Raw genomic sequence first — 14512 nt, 5'->3', positions numbered from 1 at the left:
ACCCGTCCAGCCCGGCGTCCGGCCGAACGGCCATCAATAGACTTCCGGCACGATGATCTCGCCGGGCGTCGGATGCCTGACGTAATCGGCGTGGCGCAGGCGCTCCGGCAGGTGTACCGGCGGCTGCGGAACTTCCCGGTAGGGCATCTGCTGCAACAGGTGGTGGATGCAGTTCAGCCGCGCGCGCTTCTTGTCGTCGGCCTGTACCACCCACCAGGGCGCCTCGGGGATGTGGGTGCGTTCGAGCATGGTTTCCTTGGCCTTGGTGTAGGCCTCCCAGCGCCGCCGCGACTCCAGGTCCATCGGACTGAGCTTCCACTGCTTGAGCGGATCGTGGATACGGCTGAGGAAACGCAGGTGCTGCTCGGCGTCGGAGATGGAGAACCAGTACTTGAGCAACTGGATGCCCGAGCGCGCCAGCATCTTTTCGAACTCCGGCACGCTGCGGAAGAATTCCTCGTATTGTTCGTCGTTGCAGAAACCCATGACCCGCTCGACCCCGGCACGGTTGTACCAGCTGCGGTCGAACAGGACGATCTCGCCACCGGCCGGCAGGTGCGAGACGTAGCGCTGGAAATACCACTGGGTCTGCTCGCGGTCGTTCGGCGCGGGCAGCGCGGCGACCCGGCAGACCCGAGGGTTGAGGCGCTGGGTGATGCGCTTGATCACGCCGCCCTTGCCCGCCGCGTCGCGTCCCTCGAAGAGAATCACCACCTTGTGCCCGGTGTGCACCACCCAGTTCTGCAGTTTCACCAGTTCCCGTTGCAGGCGGAACAGTTCGCGGAAATAGCGGCGCCGACTCAATTCGCCGGGCGCATCCTCCTGCTCGGGACCGAACAGCTCGTCCAGGTTCAGCTCGTCGTCGAGCAGTTCCTGCTCCAGCTCTTCGTCGTGTCGATCGAGCCAGTCGCGACCGATGCGGCCCGAGGTATCGCCATAGGAGTCCATGCGCTGCTCTCCACGTCATGCCGAAATACCGCGAATGCTAGGCGTGTCTTCATGACGGTTTGGTGACGGTTCGATGAAAACGTAGCGATCGCCCGCCGTCGAAAACAGTCGAAAGGTCACTGAAAGTCAGAAAATTCCCTAATCATTTGAATGACTTGGCCTAAGCTGGCCAGCCTCTCCGCACTTTCCACATGCTCCGCGCACCCCGGCGACCGCCGGGGCGAACCGCGCCCTTGCGGCGCCATTGATCGGAGATCGACCATGCAAGCGTTTTCCAAACAGCAACTCATCGATGCGCTGAATGCCCAGAGCAGCGACCTGGCCACCCTGCAGAGCCTGGTCATGGGCCTCTACCTGTGGATTCGCGACAGCCATGGCCAGGCCAGCGTCGATGCGGCCTTCCAGCGCGCCCGCGAGGAGGCCAGGCAATTCCGCCAGCAGAGCGGCAACCAGGCTGACGAGCGATTGATCCTGCACCTGGCGGAAATCGTCCGCGAACAACCCTGAGCCATGACCGGCACAGACTGACCGGTTCGGCCTGACTCAAGGCCGCAAGGCAGTCCCGGGCGCCGCGGAATCGACTTTCGCGGTGTCCTCCGCGGGCAGCACCCGGATGGTCGCGGTCACGCCGGCGCGCAAGGTGTTGCGCTGGCGATAGGCGGGATCGATGGCGATGCGCACCGGAATTCGCTGGGCCAGCTTGACCCAGGTATAGCTCGGGTTGATGTTCGCCAGCAGGCGCGAGCCCTCGGCATTCTCCCGGTCGGTGATGGCATGGGCGATGCTCTGCACGCGCCCGTCGAAGCGCTCGCCGCTCATCAGTTCCACCCGCGCCCGGCTGCCGACGCGGATGCCCGGCAACTTGGTCTCCTCGAAGTATCCGCTGACATAGAACGAATCGCGGTCCACCAGCGCCAGCAATGGCACCCCGGCGTGGGCGTAGTCGCCCTCGCGGGTCTGCAGGTTGGTCACGTAGCCGCTGACCGGGGCGCGCACCTGGGTACGTTCGAGATCGAGACGGGCCTGCTGCAAGGCGGCTTCGGCAAGCTCCACGTTGGCCTGGGCCAGGCCGAGGCTGGCCTGGTTCCTCAGCAACTCGGCCTGGGCCAGGCTGACGTCGGTCTGGGCCTTTTCGTTCTCTTCCACCGATAGCATCGAGCGCTTCTGCAATGCCGAGCGCCGTTGCGCCTCGCTGCGGCGCTGGCGCAACTGGGCCTGGCTGGCCTCGATCGCCGCGCGCGACTCGCCCAGCGCCGCCCGCGCCACGTTCACCGCGCGCTCGGCGCGCAGCACCGCCAGTTCATAGCGCGCCGGATCGATGCTGAGCAGCAGCTCGCCCTTCTCCACGGGCTGGTTGTCGCTCAGCGGCAACCGGGTGATCAGCCCGGAAACGTCCGCCGACAGCGTCACCACATCGGCGCGGACCCGCGCGTCACGGGTCCACGGCGTGCGGGTGTAGCGTTCCCAGGCGAGGAACACCAGCGCCGCCGCCACCAGCACCGCCAGCAGGGTGGCCAGGCGCGGCCATTTGCCTTGCAACAGGTTCATCGGGACATCTCTCCCATCCACAGGATCAGACCGGCGCAGATCGCGCAGTACAACGCGCCCTGGAACAGCGCTTCGTGCCAGACCCGCTGCAACACGCCGAAGCGCCGCAACAGCGGGTTGAGCAGCAGCAGGATCAGCCAGGCCAGCAGCAGCGCCTGGGCGATCGGCGGCAGGTAGGCGCCCCCGACCTCGACATCAGCGGGCATGTCCGCCCTCCTCTTCTGGTTCTTCGACGACCGCCGGTGCGCCGCGGTCCTCCTCCAGCAGCGTCCGATAGCGTTGCAGCGACTGCTGCAGGATCAGTACCGCGACATTCATGATGAAGCGCTGCCGCGTCGCCCCGAGGTCCTTCGACGGCTGCGCCAGCAAGGCCTCCAGGCCCCGGCCGAAACGCCGCAGGGCGGCCAGGGCGAGGTCCTGCCGCGGGGCGTCCGCGCCGCCGGCTATGTAGGCGGCGACCTCGCGCAGCGCCTCGCCCAGCAGCGGCTGCAACTCCAGCGGCACCACCCCGGCGTCATGCAGCGGCTCGCGCAGGCGGTTCAACGCCACGCCCATCACCACGCAGCCTAGGGCGCACTGGAAACGTTCCGCCGCAGCCGGCTCCTGGCTCGCCGGCAGCAGGCCGACCATCACCGCCAGGCGATCGATCATCCGCGTCTCGAAGGCGAAGCGCTGCGCCTCGCTGGCCTCGCAGCGCGACATTTCCGCGACGTCCTGGCGCGACAGGTAGAGCAGCCGGCGCAGGCGCGGGTCGGCGCGGAACGGATAGACCAGGGCGAACACCAGCACGGCGAGGACCGCCGCGGCGAGGAAGCCGCCGACGAACTCGAACCACTGCGAAGCGTTGCTGTAGTAGACCGCGATATTCTGCGGCGCCACCATCAGCAGGGTCTCCAGGCCGATGCCCATGGCGATCCCGGCGCTCAGCGGGCTGCTCAGGCCGACCGCGACCACGTACAGCAGCAACGCCATCCACAGCGCCAGCCACTCGAAGTCGGCGGATGCCGGCAACAGCACGAACAGCAGCGCCGCCGAGATCAGGATCGCCAGCAGCAGCCCGCGCAGGAAGTTCTGCGCCGCCAGCAGCGGACGCGGGAAGGTCGCCATCAGCGAGCACATCACGCCGACCAGCAGCAGGCTGCTGAGGGCGCCGTTCCAGGCGCTGGTGATCCACAGCCAGGCGGCGCAGGACAAGGCGACGAAAGCGCGCACGGCGTTCATCGAGGCCAGCGCCCAGTCCAGGTGCAGCGCCTGCGCCTGGCCATGGCGGTAGAAACTGCTGGCCTGGCGGCCGGACTGGATCGCATCGTTGAGTTCGAGCACTTCGCCCAGGCGCTGGAACAGCCGCGCGTATTCCCAGCGCAGGATCGCCACCTGCGGGCGCAGCACCGGGCTCAGCGCCTCGTCGTAGGACTCCGCGCGCGTCGCCGCGGCATCGAAGGCCTGGCGCACCGCCTGGAACTCCTCCAGCACCTCGGAGGGTACCGCCCGCCCCTGCTCGGCCAGCGCGTCCAGCACCCGCAGCGCACGATCCAGCAGCGCCTGGATATCCGCCGGCAACGGCCCGACCCAGTGCGCCCGCACCAGCAGGCGATGCTGGCGCAGCAGCAACAGCCGCGAGGCCATCAGCACCAGCAGGTTGCCCAGCAACTGCACCAGGCCATCGGCGCGGCGCAGGTTCGGCGCGTCGAAATAGAGGTGCCGGCGCAGGCCGTCCAGCGCGGTGATGCTGGCGACCAGTTGCATCTGCCGCTGGTTGAACGACTCGTCGCCCTCATCGCCGCGGATCACCGCCGCGGCGTGCCGCGCGGTACTGCGGATCAGGCCATCGACCTGGGCGAAGTAGCCCTTCGCCACCGCCTGCGGACGCGCGCTGAGCAGGCTGACCAGGGCCACGCAGGCGACGCCCAGCAGGGTCTCGGTGACCCGCACCACGGCGAGCATGAAGGTGTTTTCCGGATCGGGAATCGACAGCACGGCGACGATCACCGCGGTGAAGCCGCTGAGCACGAAGGCGTGCGAATCGGTGTAGCGCAGCAAGGTGCCGCCGGCGGTGCAGAGCGCCAGCCAGAGTCCCAGGGCGACGAAGAACGGCAACGGTTGCTGGGCGAACAGCGCCATGATCAGCACCGCCACCACGGCGCCGGCGAAGGTACCGACGACCTGGGCGAAGCTGCGCTTGAGAGCCATCCCGGCCAGCGGCTGGCTGACGATGACCACGGTCATCAGCGCCCACTTCGGCTGCTCCAGGTCGAAGAGGAAGGCCAGGTAGAGGGTCAGCAGCCCGGCGGCGACGGTGCGCAGGGCGAACAGCAGGGTTTCCCGCGGCGGCCGCCAGAGCAAGCGGGCGTAGAGTTTCAGCCCTTCCATGCCCGGCCCCGCACCTCCAGGCAACGGTTGGCCGCGGACCAGGCGGCGATGAAGCGACTCGACATGCTGGTTTCTCGTTCGGGGTTGATGCGGCGGGTTGGCTTCCAGTCTAGAAGGCGCAAGGAAATCCGTGGCCGCCTACGGGGGCGGGCAGGTGCGGTCGGCCACGGAGCGACGAGTCGCGACTACAGGGTAAAAGCCCCGGCGGCCTTCCCGGTAGCGCGTCCAGGCGAAAACCGTTTTCGCTGAGAACGAACGCTGCGGCGCCTTTCGATTGGGTAAGCTTGCTCAGGGCTGGATCGATTTAGCTTGCGAATCAAGCGGATAGAAAGCCCAAGGAAAACGACCAGGAGGAGCCGAGAATGCGTCGAGCGATTGCCACTGTATCGTGGGCCCACCGATGAGCCTGCGCTTCGACGATATCGAAGCCTTCCTCAACGTCGCCGAACTCAACAGCGTGACGTCGGCGGCCGAGCGCATGAGCCTGTCCAAGTCGGTGATCAGCAAGCGCGTCAGCGATCTCGAACGACGCCTCGGCGTCCGCCTGCTCTATCGCACCACGCGCAACGTCGAGCCGACCGAGGCCGGGCATTTCTTCTACAAGGCCGCCAAGGCCTCGCTGCAGGAACTCAACAACGCCGCGGAGATCGTCGCCCTGCGCGAGAACGACCTGTGCGGCGAATTGCGCATCGTCACCCCGATGAGCTTCGGCACCCTCTGGCTGTCGCCGATCATCGCCGACTTCATGAGCCAGCACCCGCGCCTGGAGATCGTCCTGCAGATGGACGACCGCCTCACCGACTTCGAGAAGGAAGGCTACGACCTGAGCATCCGCGTTACCCGCCTGGACGACAGTTCGCTGATCGCCCGGCCGCTGGCCAACAGCCAGCGGGTGGTCTGCTGCAGCCCCGACTACGCGGAACGCCACGGCACGCTGGACACCCTCGAACAACTGATGCAGCACGAGTGCCTGGGCTACAACAACGCCACGCCGAGCCAGGTCTGGACCTTCGAACCGGCGTTCCCCGGCGCCAAGCCCCGTGCCGTCTCGCCACGCGGACGCTTCAGCAGCAACAACGGCCAGGCCATGCGCGACGCCGCCCTGCGCGGGCAGGGACTGGCGTTGCTGCCGCTGTTCATCGTCGCCGAGGACCTCAAGAACGGCCGCCTGGTGGACGCCGCGCCCGGCCTGCGCCCACTCGACGACGTGATCTACGCGATGTATTCGCGGGCGGCGGCGATGTCGCCGAAGGTCAAGGCGTTCATCCAGCATCTCCAGCAGGCGCTGTCGATCCCGCCCTGGGGCAACGGCTGAGCGACCGAACCATTCCCGCGAGGCTCCGGTCAGATACTGGGCATGCGGAGAAGACTCCCAGGAGCCTGTCGTCTCTCCCCCGTCCGGCCACCCGGCCCACAAAGGAGAACTGCCATGATCGTGCGTACCCTGCTCATCGCCGCCGCCCTGCTCGGCGGCACCGCCCAAGCCGCCGAAAGCACCGACCTGTGCGGCGCCAACCTGCAGAAGCTGGACGATATCCTCGCCGTGCGCGGCAAGACCTCGGTCACCGGTGCGCGGGTCACCGAGGTCAAGGAACTCCAGGCCAAGGCCAGGCAGGACCAGGCCAGCGGCGACACCAAGGGCTGCATCACCGCCACCACCCAGGCCCTGCAGATCCTGCAGAACACCGGCAAGAAATGATCCGCGACAGACGCAAGGCGGATAACCGCAAGCGGTTATCCGCCCTACCCCAATGCGACCCTCCGCAGGGCGAATAGCGCCGCAGGCGTTATCCGCCGACACTCCAGCCCCCGCCCCGACCGCGTCCGATTTCGCTCATTCGAAGCGCAGGCTTTCCCGCACCGCACGGATTTCTGCCTGGCTGGCGTCGTAGGCCTCGGCCAGGCCGGCATAGGACAGCGAATAGGCCGAGGTCTTGCCGGCCGCGGCGAGCAAGGTCTGCTTCATCACCACGGCGCCGCGCTGGCGAATGGTGCAGGTGGTCTCCAGCGCCGCCAGCCCGCCGGTGGTGGACGGTTGCGGCGAGGTGCAGGCGGTCTGCAGGCCGTTGCGCAGGAACTCGATCTGCACCAGCTTGCGCATATGCCCGAGGACTTTCTCCAGGTTCACTGCCTGCCCGCTCTGCAGGGGCATCCGCGTTACCTCCATCACCAGTACCTGGGAGCCGTCTGCCTGCAACTTGACCGCGCGCTGGCGCTGGCCGGCGCCGGCCTGGCCGGGCTGCGCGGCGGGCAGGTCGCTGACCTGCCAGCCCGCCGGCCAGCGCGCCATCGACGCCTCGGCCAGGCTCAGCGCGGACAGCGTGCCGACCGCCAGGGCCAGCCAGCGCCAGCCGTTGCGTCGCGTTTGCGCCTGCCTCACGGTGTACCCTCCTCTTCGCGTCCCTCCACGGCCGGCCGGGGCTGCCCGAGGGGCTCCTCGAAACGCAGCAGGCGTCCGGCATTGCCCAGCACCAGCAAGGTGCTGAGGTTGTGCAGCAGCGCCGCGACCATCGCCCCGGCCGCGCCGAGCAGGCCAAAGGCTGCCGCGGCGACGATCGCCAGGGTCCAGCCGAGGCCGATCGCCACGTTGACCTGCAGGGTCCGCCGGCATTGCCGGCTGAGCCGCACGCAGGTGCCGAGCCGGCGCAGGTCGCTGCCGATCAGCACGATATCCGCCGAGGCCAGGGCGATGTCGGCGCCGCCGGCACCCATTGCCACCCCGACCACACCGGCCTTCAGCGCCAGCGAATCGTTGATGCCGTCGCCGACCACCATCGGCCGGAAACCGCTGCCGATCTCCGCGCCGACCTGGCGCAACTTGTCCTCCGGCAACGCCTGCGCCACCAGTTGGCGAATCCCCACCTGCTTGGCCACGGCGTCGGCCACCGCCCGGCGATCGCCGGTCAGCAACAGTTGCCGGCCCAGACCCAGTTCGCGCAGATCGGCCAGGGCCTCGGCGGCCTCCGCGCGTACGCTGTCGGCCAGCAGCAGCCAGCCGAGGAAGCGCCCGTCCAGGGCGATTCCGGCGATCGGTCCCTCATGCTCCGGCACCTCGCTGGCGTCGATGCCCAGTTGCTGGAACAGTTCGGGCCGGCCGAGGGCGGCTTCGCCCGCCGCTGTTCGTGCGACCACGCCGAACCCCTGGCGTTCGCGGATATCGCTCAATGGATGATAGGCATCGTGCGCCGCCAGGGCTGCCAGCGCTCGGCTCACCGGATGGCTGCTGGCGGCACCGAGGCTGGCGGCCAGGCGCAGCACCGACGCCTCCTCGGCGGCATCGGCCAGGCGCAGCGCCTGCAGGCGCAGGCTGCCATGGGTCAGGGTGCCGGTCTTGTCGACCACCAACGAAGTCAGGTCCGCCAGTTCCTCGAGGAAGGCCGAGCTGCGGATCAGGATGCCATGACGGGCGGCCACGGCGATCCCGGCGATAGCCGTGGCCGGGGCGGACAGCACCAGGGCGCAGGGACAGGCGGCGACCAGCACGGCGAGCATGGCCTGGGCATCGTTGGTGACGAACCAGGTGACCGCGGCGATCAGCAACACCAGCAACATGTACTGCCCGGCGTAGCGCTCCAGCAGGCGGGTGATCGGCGGCTTGGCGCGCTCGGCCTGCTGCATCAGGCCGATCACCTTGCCCAGGGTCGAGGCCTCGCCGGTACGGGTTATCTCGATGCGCAGCAGGCCGTCGAGGTTGATCGCGCCGCCGTAGACCTCCATCCCCGGCGCCACCTCGAGCGGCACCGACTCGCCGGTGATCGGCGCGGTGTCGAGACTGGCCTGGCCCTGCAGGACCCGCCCGTCGGCCGGAACCCGGTCGCCGGCGCGCACTTCCACCTGGTCGCCCGGCCGCAGGCTGGCGTTGTCCACCTCACTCAGGCTGCCGTCGGCCTCGATCCGCCGGGCATGGCTGCGGGTCAGCTCGCCGAGGGCGGCGATGGCCTCCTGGGAGCCGATCACGCTGCGCTCCTCCAGCACGTGGCCGAAGATCATGATGATCGGCAGCAGCGCGGCGGTCAGCAGGTCGCCGCTGGCCCAGGCGCCGAGCATGGCCAGCGCGATCAACTGGTCGGTGACGCCGTGCAGGCTCGGATGCCGCAGGCTGTCCCAGGCCGAGCGGGCCACCGGAAGCGCCACCAGCAGCGACGCGACGCCGAGCAGGATCTGGCTGACCCCGGCCTGGTCCGCCGCCAGCCAGCGCCAGGCCAGGCCGAGCAGCAACAGGCCGAGGGCGAGCATCGCCAGGCTCAGCTGGCGCGCGGCGCGGCGCTGCTCGTCGCGGCTGAGCAGGCCGCCGCCGAACGGCAGGTGATGATGGTGATGCGCGCAGCCGCCATGGCTGCCGTGGGCGGTCGGCTCGCTCATGCGCACCTCCCGGGGCGAGCCGCGGCGGCTATTGCGGGAAGCGCGCGTCCGGCCGGCGTACGTAGTCCAGGGCTTCCTTCTCGGTGAGCTCCCAGATCTGCTTGACCTGCCCGTTGTTGTCGCTCTTCAGGCCGACGAAACTGCCCTTGAGCTGGGGCATGCGGCCATAGACGATGAACAGGTTCTGCGCCGTGCGGATGCGCACCGATGGCGCCACCGAATAGCTGACGGTCTTCTTCCCCAGCCCCAGGGTGAGCACGCTGCGCAGCAGGCTCTGCTTGGGCTTCTTCAGGGTGATGACCGGGTACTGCGCGCTGGCCACGAAGCCCACCAGCATGTCGCTCGGCAACTGCCGCGCCAGCGCCTCGCCGCCGCACAGCAACAGCGCCAGCCCGCACAGCAGGGCCCTGCCGGGTGATAGCCGCACACCGTTGCCCGTGAATGGAATACCGCCTGCCGTCATTGCCCGTCCCGTTCGCCTGGTTGTTCGACTCGGCGCCGCGTTCCGCTGGCGGAAGCGCGTACCGAAGGTTGATGCCGACGCAGGGTAGCCGTTTCACGTTCGCTTGTCCGTCCATTGTTTCACAGCCCGCGAAGGGCACCGTCGGGCAGCGGCTCATGGCTGCCCACCTTGCAGAATCAGGCGGCCATCGTCGCGCGGATCGACGCTGCCGACCGAACCGGCCTTGCCGAGGATCGCCGGCACCCGTTCGCGGTACAGGCGCCAGAGCAGGCCGGCATCGGTCGCGCCCAGCGCCGGGGCCAGGCCAACGATGCTGGCGGTGTCGCGGCGCGCCTGGGCCAGCCGTTCGCCGGCCTCGGCGCGGGCGAGCTGCAGGGTGCGGTCGGCCCCCTCGGTGGCGGCCTGGGTGAGTTTCTCCGCCTCGGTGCGCGCCTTGGCGACGTTCTGCTCGGCCAGTTGGCTGGCGGTCAGCACCGCGTTGAAGGCGCTTACCGCATTGCGCGGCAGGCTCGACTGCACGTCGACCCGCACCACCTGGATGCCCAGCCCGCTGCCGGCCGCGGCCAACGCCGCCAGGCTGTGGTTGATGCCCTGCACCAGGTCGCCGCGCAGGCGTTCGCGGCGCTCGGCGACCGCGCTGTCGTTGCCGAGCAACTCCGGGCGCGCCACCAGGATGGTGTCCAGGTCGCGCGCGGCGCAGACCTGCACGGCGTTGCGCGCCACCAGCCGGTCCAGCGCCGGCAGCACGTGGGCGCCCTGGAGGACGTAGGCGTACGGGTCGTCGACCTTGTAGAACACCCGCACGTCCAGTTGCACCACCCCGGCGTCGCCGGTCAGCAGGTAGCCGGAGCCGGCCAGCGCGTCGCTGGACAGGCTGACGTCGAGATCGGCGCGACGCGCCTGCTCGGAACGCAGCAGGCCCTCGACGCGGCGTTCGATCACCTGTTCGGCGGACGGCAGCAGCACCACCTGCTCCAGCGGCTGCGGCCAGGCCAGCAGCAGGCCGGGACCGGCCAGGCGCTCCAGCGCGCCCAGGCGCAGCACTACGGCGCGGTTCTCCGGGCCGATCTGGCGGACGTTGGAAAACGCCCAGGCCAGCGCCGCCAGGAGGGTCACGCCGAACAGTGCGAGGAACGCCAGGCGTCCGGCCTGCAGCCAGGGGCTGCGCAGCCCCTCGTGCGCTTCGCCGCTCATGGCCGGCGCCCGTTGGCCGGCGCTTCGGCGGGGAGCGCCGGCGGCCCGTCGACCAGCACGCGGAACGGTGCGGCATCGGTGCGCAAGACCAGCCGGGTATCGCCGTTGACGATGGTGCCGAGGGTGTCCAGCGAGCGCAGCAGGTTGTATAGCTGCGGCGAACCGGCGTAGGCCTTGCCGTAGATGCGCGCCGCCTCGACCCGTGCCTGGGCCTCGATCTCCGCGGCTTTCACCGAAGCCTCGGCCTGGATCACCCGGGCGTCGCGCTCCGCCGCCGAACGGATCTCCGCGGCCTGGCGACGGCCCTCGGCGGTACGCTCGGTGGCGATGGTCTCGCGCTCGGCGCGCATGCGGTCGACGGTGGCGCCGAGGGTCACCTTGGGCAGGGTCAGGCGCTCGATGCCGACCTGCACCACCTTGACCCCGTAGGTCGCCAGCAACTGATGGTCGATCTGTTCGCGCAGGCGCGCTTCGAAGTCGCCGATACGCACCCGCGACGCCTCGGTATTCACCAGGTCGGCCAGGTCATAGGCGCTGGCGGTGGTTTCCAGCGCCGAGCCGACGAAGGTGCGCAACTGCCGGGCAGCCTCGTCCGGCTGGTTGCGCACCGCGCGCATGAAGCGCTGCACGTTGTCGGCGTCGCCCTGGACCTGCCAGGCCACGTAGGCCTGGACGATGATCCGCAGGCCATCGCGGGTACCGACGTCCTGCAGGCCGCTGGAGGTGGTGCGCAGGCGCAGGTCGACCGGGATCGCACTCTCGAACGGCAACGGCAGGCGCCAGGCCAGACCCGGTTCGAGCAGGACCCGCGCCGGGTTGCCGAAACGGGTGATGACCATCGCCTCGCCGGAACGCACCTGCACCAGGCAAGCGGCGGCGACGGCGAACAGCACCAGCAGCGCGGCGACCAGCAGCCGGCGCCAGGGCGGCGCGGCCTGTGCGCCATGGCCGTGATCGTGATGATGCTCGTGGTGGCTGTGCGAGTGGGAGTGACCGAGGCTCAAGAGCGCTCTCCTCATGGTGCGGATTGCCCGGCCGCGGACGCCGGAGCGGCGGACGGACGGGACGAAGACGGGGAATCCAGGCGGCCGAGGCCGAAGCTGCGCAGGTCGATGGTCGGCGCGCCGGCGCCGGCGATGCGGTGGTCGATGAGCAGCAGGTTGGCCTTGCCCAGGCCGCGTCCGAGTTGGCGGTAGTAGGCCTCCAGCAGGAAAGCCTGGCCGGCGTCGGCATAGCCTTCCCGCTCGGCGGCGAAGCGCCGGTCGGCGGCCTGCGCGGCGGCCAGGGTCTCGCGGGCCTGCGCGCTGGCCCGGTCGTGCGCCACGCTGGCCTGTAGTTGCGCCTCGTTGCGTTGCGCGGCGGCCTGCCCGCGCTCGCGGGCGATCAGCGCCTGGGCGGTGATCTGCGCGGCCTGCACCGCGTGGTAGGCATTCGCCGCACCGGCCGGCGGATGGATCGCCTCGACCGCCGCGCCCAGTACCTCGACGCCGCTGCCGAGGCGATCGAGATCGGCCTGCACGGCCTGGCCGATCTGCTCGGCCAGGCCCGCACGCTGCTCGCCGAGGACCTCGTCGAGGGTCCGCGAGGCGAAGGCATGCACCAGTACGCGGCTGGCGGTGCTGCGCACCAGCGTCGGCACGTCGGCGCTGCGGTAGGTCGCCGCCAGCGCCGATGCGTCGTCGAGAGCGATGCGGTAGACGATGCGCACGTCCATGTTGACGATCTGGAAGCTCTGCCGATGGTCGGCCAGGCTGGCGATGACCTGCGATTTCTCGCTGACGTGGGAGGCGTCCCACAAGCGGTTGGCGCTATCCGGGGCCGGACCTTCGGCGGGCGCGAGCGGCTCGGCTCCGCCGTCGCCGGCGGCGACGCTGGTGGCCAACTCGTGGACCACCCCGTTCTCCACCGCCAACACCCGCCCCAGCGGCCAGGGTAGCCCCAGGTGCAGGCCGGGGCCGAGCACCGCGACCGGCTTGCCGAAGCGCTCGTAGACACCCCGTGCATCCATGCCGATCTCGCGTACGCCGCTGAGCAGCCAGCCGCTCAGCGACACCACCGCCAGCACCGGCAGGAACGCCCGCCGCATGAAACCGAAGGCCCAGACCTGGCGCAGGTCGATGCCGAAGCGCTGGTGCAACTCATGCTGCAGACCCTGCAGGGGACGCGGCGGCCAGCGCAACAGGTCGGCCAGCAGGCTGGTGGCGACCAGGCGCGGTTCGAGGCCGGCACGCTGCGGCGCGAACATCGCCAGGATCGCCCTGCCCAGCAACTCCAGCGCCAGCGCCGCCGGCAACAGGCCGAGCAGTACCGCCAGGCGCGGGGCCCAGGGGTGTCCCTGGCGAGCCAGGAACAGACAGAGGGCGGCCAGCACCAGGGTACCGATCAACGCCCGCGCCAGTTGCCCGAGGACCGGGGCTTCCGGCCACTGCACCGGCCCTTGGCTGGCGAGGCGACGTTCCAGCACCAGCACCGCGAAGGCCAGCAGCAGGCAGATCCCGATGGCGAGGTCGGCCGCTTGCCCGGAACTGGCCGGCGGCAGGTCGAGACGCCAGCCGGCGGCTACCAGGCACAACGCCAGCGCCGCGCTCGCCGCCAGCCACAGCGCAGCGTGCCCGAGCTGGGCCAGGCCGTGGGCGATGGCCTGGCCCAGGCGCTCCAGCAGCCGTTCATAGGCGCTGTCGGCGGTGGCGTCGGGTTCGTCCCGCTGCCAGCGCAGCCAGGCAGGCCGCGCGCTGGCCTCCGCGCCGAGGACCACGCAACGCCAGGCCGCGACCCGGTAGGCCGCGTGCAGACCGGCGAACAGGACCAGCCAGGCCGCGCCGAGGTTGTACAGCAGCGGCGGCCAGAGCGAGTCGGCGGCGAACAGGCCGATGAAGAACCCCAGCACGGCGCAGGCGGCGGCCAAGGCGACGCTGGCCGCTGCCCATCGCCACAGCTGGCGCAACTGCCGGGGCGCCTGCTGGAAACGCGGCAGCGATTCGGCGGCGACGCCCTCGGCGTCCAGGTCGACTCTCATCTTCACTCCAGGCAAAACTCGAAGGTACCGGCCAGGCCGGCGCAAACGCCCGCAACTTTATAACAATGCGCGTTAAGAAGTTGTCATGATTTGAAAAACAGTCTGCATCCCCAGGCTCTTGACTGGAAGACGAAAGACTGGGGGCAGCCCACTTGGCAAGCCCCCGACCAACCGAAAGGTTCTAAGCAGTCGGGAAAAACCACCGGACATCCGCGCAAACGACCATTCGTCGGCAATTTTCATTCGAAACGGATTTCTTATAACCAATCCGCATAGGCCTGCCGGCTCCCCCGCTTCCCCCTCAAAGGCACGCCGCTCCGGGCCTCCACGCGTAGCCAGCAGGACTTTTCGCATAGCCTGACGGTTTTATAACAGCGGCAAAGCGTCAATAATTCGACTATCGACTGTGGTAGCGTCAAAAAAGAATCACATCGATCCTTTGCAGCGTTATCCGGTGCCATGCAGTCCTTACCGAACACCCGCCGGGTCCCCGCCAAGCCCCGGTTCGAGCCACGCGTTGGCGTGGCCGCAGCAAACGTTTGTGCGGATTACCCAGGAGGCTCGCCCATGACCGAATCGACCGCCGGGGCCGGAGTTCACGGCGCAGCGTC

Annotated in this window: 13 protein-coding genes; 3 read left to right on the top strand and 10 right to left on the bottom strand. The window is 69.3% G+C overall.

Annotated elements, in window-relative coordinates:
* Window positions 1-33 precede the first annotated feature (33 nt).
* Window positions 34-948, bottom strand: coding sequence for a polyphosphate kinase 2 (gene ppk2, locus JHD77_RS24155; protein WP_003089666.1), 915 nt, complete (start codon window positions 946-948; stop codon window positions 34-36).
* 261 nt (window positions 949-1209) lie between these two features.
* On the opposite strand from ppk2, the gene JHD77_RS24150 reads away from it, so the two are divergent.
* Window positions 1210-1455, top strand: a complete 246-nt coding sequence (locus tag JHD77_RS24150) for a hypothetical protein (RefSeq protein WP_003113070.1) — start codon at window positions 1210-1212, stop codon at window positions 1453-1455.
* 36 nt (window positions 1456-1491) lie between these two features.
* Here JHD77_RS24150 and JHD77_RS24145 read toward each other — a convergent pair whose 3' ends face one another.
* From JHD77_RS24145 to JHD77_RS24135, 3 genes are read right to left on the bottom strand one after another with little or no spacing between them, the layout of a single operon-like run.
* Entirely contained in the window at window positions 1492-2496 is a 1005-nt protein-coding gene (locus JHD77_RS24145) for an HlyD family efflux transporter periplasmic adaptor subunit (protein ID WP_003116902.1), read from the bottom strand.
* Complete coding sequence (locus JHD77_RS24140; RefSeq protein WP_003116901.1) at window positions 2493-2702, bottom strand: DUF1656 domain-containing protein; 210 nt, start codon at window positions 2700-2702, stop codon at window positions 2493-2495. The genes JHD77_RS24145 and JHD77_RS24140 overlap by 4 nt, the downstream gene beginning before the upstream one ends.
* The gene (locus JHD77_RS24135) at window positions 2692-4866 is read right to left on the bottom strand and encodes an FUSC family protein (protein ID WP_031756286.1); all 2175 of its coding nucleotides are present in this window, start codon (window positions 4864-4866) and stop codon (window positions 2692-2694) included. Before JHD77_RS24135 ends, JHD77_RS24140 begins: the two co-directional genes overlap by 11 nt.
* Before the next feature lie 400 nt (window positions 4867-5266).
* On the opposite strand from JHD77_RS24135, the gene JHD77_RS24130 reads away from it, so the two are divergent.
* Together JHD77_RS24130 and JHD77_RS24125 are read left to right on the top strand one after the other, a co-directional pair.
* Window positions 5267-6181: a LysR family transcriptional regulator gene (locus JHD77_RS24130; protein WP_003089677.1), complete on the top strand. Its 915-nt coding sequence runs from the start codon at window positions 5267-5269 to the stop codon at window positions 6179-6181.
* Window positions 6182-6295: 114 nt separating this feature from the next.
* A complete protein-coding gene (locus JHD77_RS24125; RefSeq protein WP_003102968.1) occupies window positions 6296-6565 on the top strand; it encodes a hypothetical protein in 270 nt (89 codons plus the stop codon).
* Window positions 6566-6700: 135 nt separating this feature from the next.
* Here the strand turns inward: JHD77_RS24125 and JHD77_RS24120 are convergent, their stop codons facing one another.
* From JHD77_RS24120 to hflK, 6 genes are all read right to left on the bottom strand, one after another.
* On the bottom strand, window positions 6701-7246 hold the full coding sequence (locus tag JHD77_RS24120; RefSeq protein WP_033876800.1) for a DUF4946 domain-containing protein: 546 nt from the start codon (window positions 7244-7246) through the stop codon (window positions 6701-6703).
* Window positions 7243-9228, bottom strand: a complete 1986-nt coding sequence (locus tag JHD77_RS24115; RefSeq protein ID WP_003113075.1) for a cation-translocating P-type ATPase — start codon at window positions 9226-9228, stop codon at window positions 7243-7245. The genes JHD77_RS24120 and JHD77_RS24115 overlap by 4 nt, the downstream gene beginning before the upstream one ends.
* 28 nt (window positions 9229-9256) lie before the next feature.
* Entirely contained in the window at window positions 9257-9691 is a 435-nt protein-coding gene (locus JHD77_RS24110) for a hypothetical protein (RefSeq protein WP_023130649.1), read from the bottom strand.
* A gap of 153 nt (window positions 9692-9844) precedes the next feature.
* On the bottom strand, window positions 9845-10885 hold the full coding sequence (locus JHD77_RS24105) for an SPFH domain-containing protein (protein ID WP_010793040.1): 1041 nt from the start codon (window positions 10883-10885) through the stop codon (window positions 9845-9847).
* A complete protein-coding gene (hflC, locus tag JHD77_RS24100; RefSeq protein WP_031690510.1) occupies window positions 10882-11889 on the bottom strand; it encodes a protease modulator HflC in 1008 nt (335 codons plus the stop codon). Before hflC ends, JHD77_RS24105 begins: the two co-directional genes overlap by 4 nt.
* A gap of 11 nt (window positions 11890-11900) precedes the next feature.
* Window positions 11901-13901: a protease modulator HflK gene (gene hflK / locus JHD77_RS24095; protein WP_023088349.1), complete on the bottom strand. Its 2001-nt coding sequence runs from the start codon at window positions 13899-13901 to the stop codon at window positions 11901-11903.
* Between the last annotated feature and the right edge of the window lie 611 nt (window positions 13902-14512).

This window comes from Pseudomonas sp. P20 (genome assembly GCF_016463925.1).
GTDB classification, from domain to species: Bacteria; Pseudomonadota; Gammaproteobacteria; order Pseudomonadales; family Pseudomonadaceae; genus Pseudomonas; species Pseudomonas aeruginosa.
Note: the sequence above shows the minus strand (reverse complement) of the source record. Positions and strands in the feature narration are given on the sequence as shown.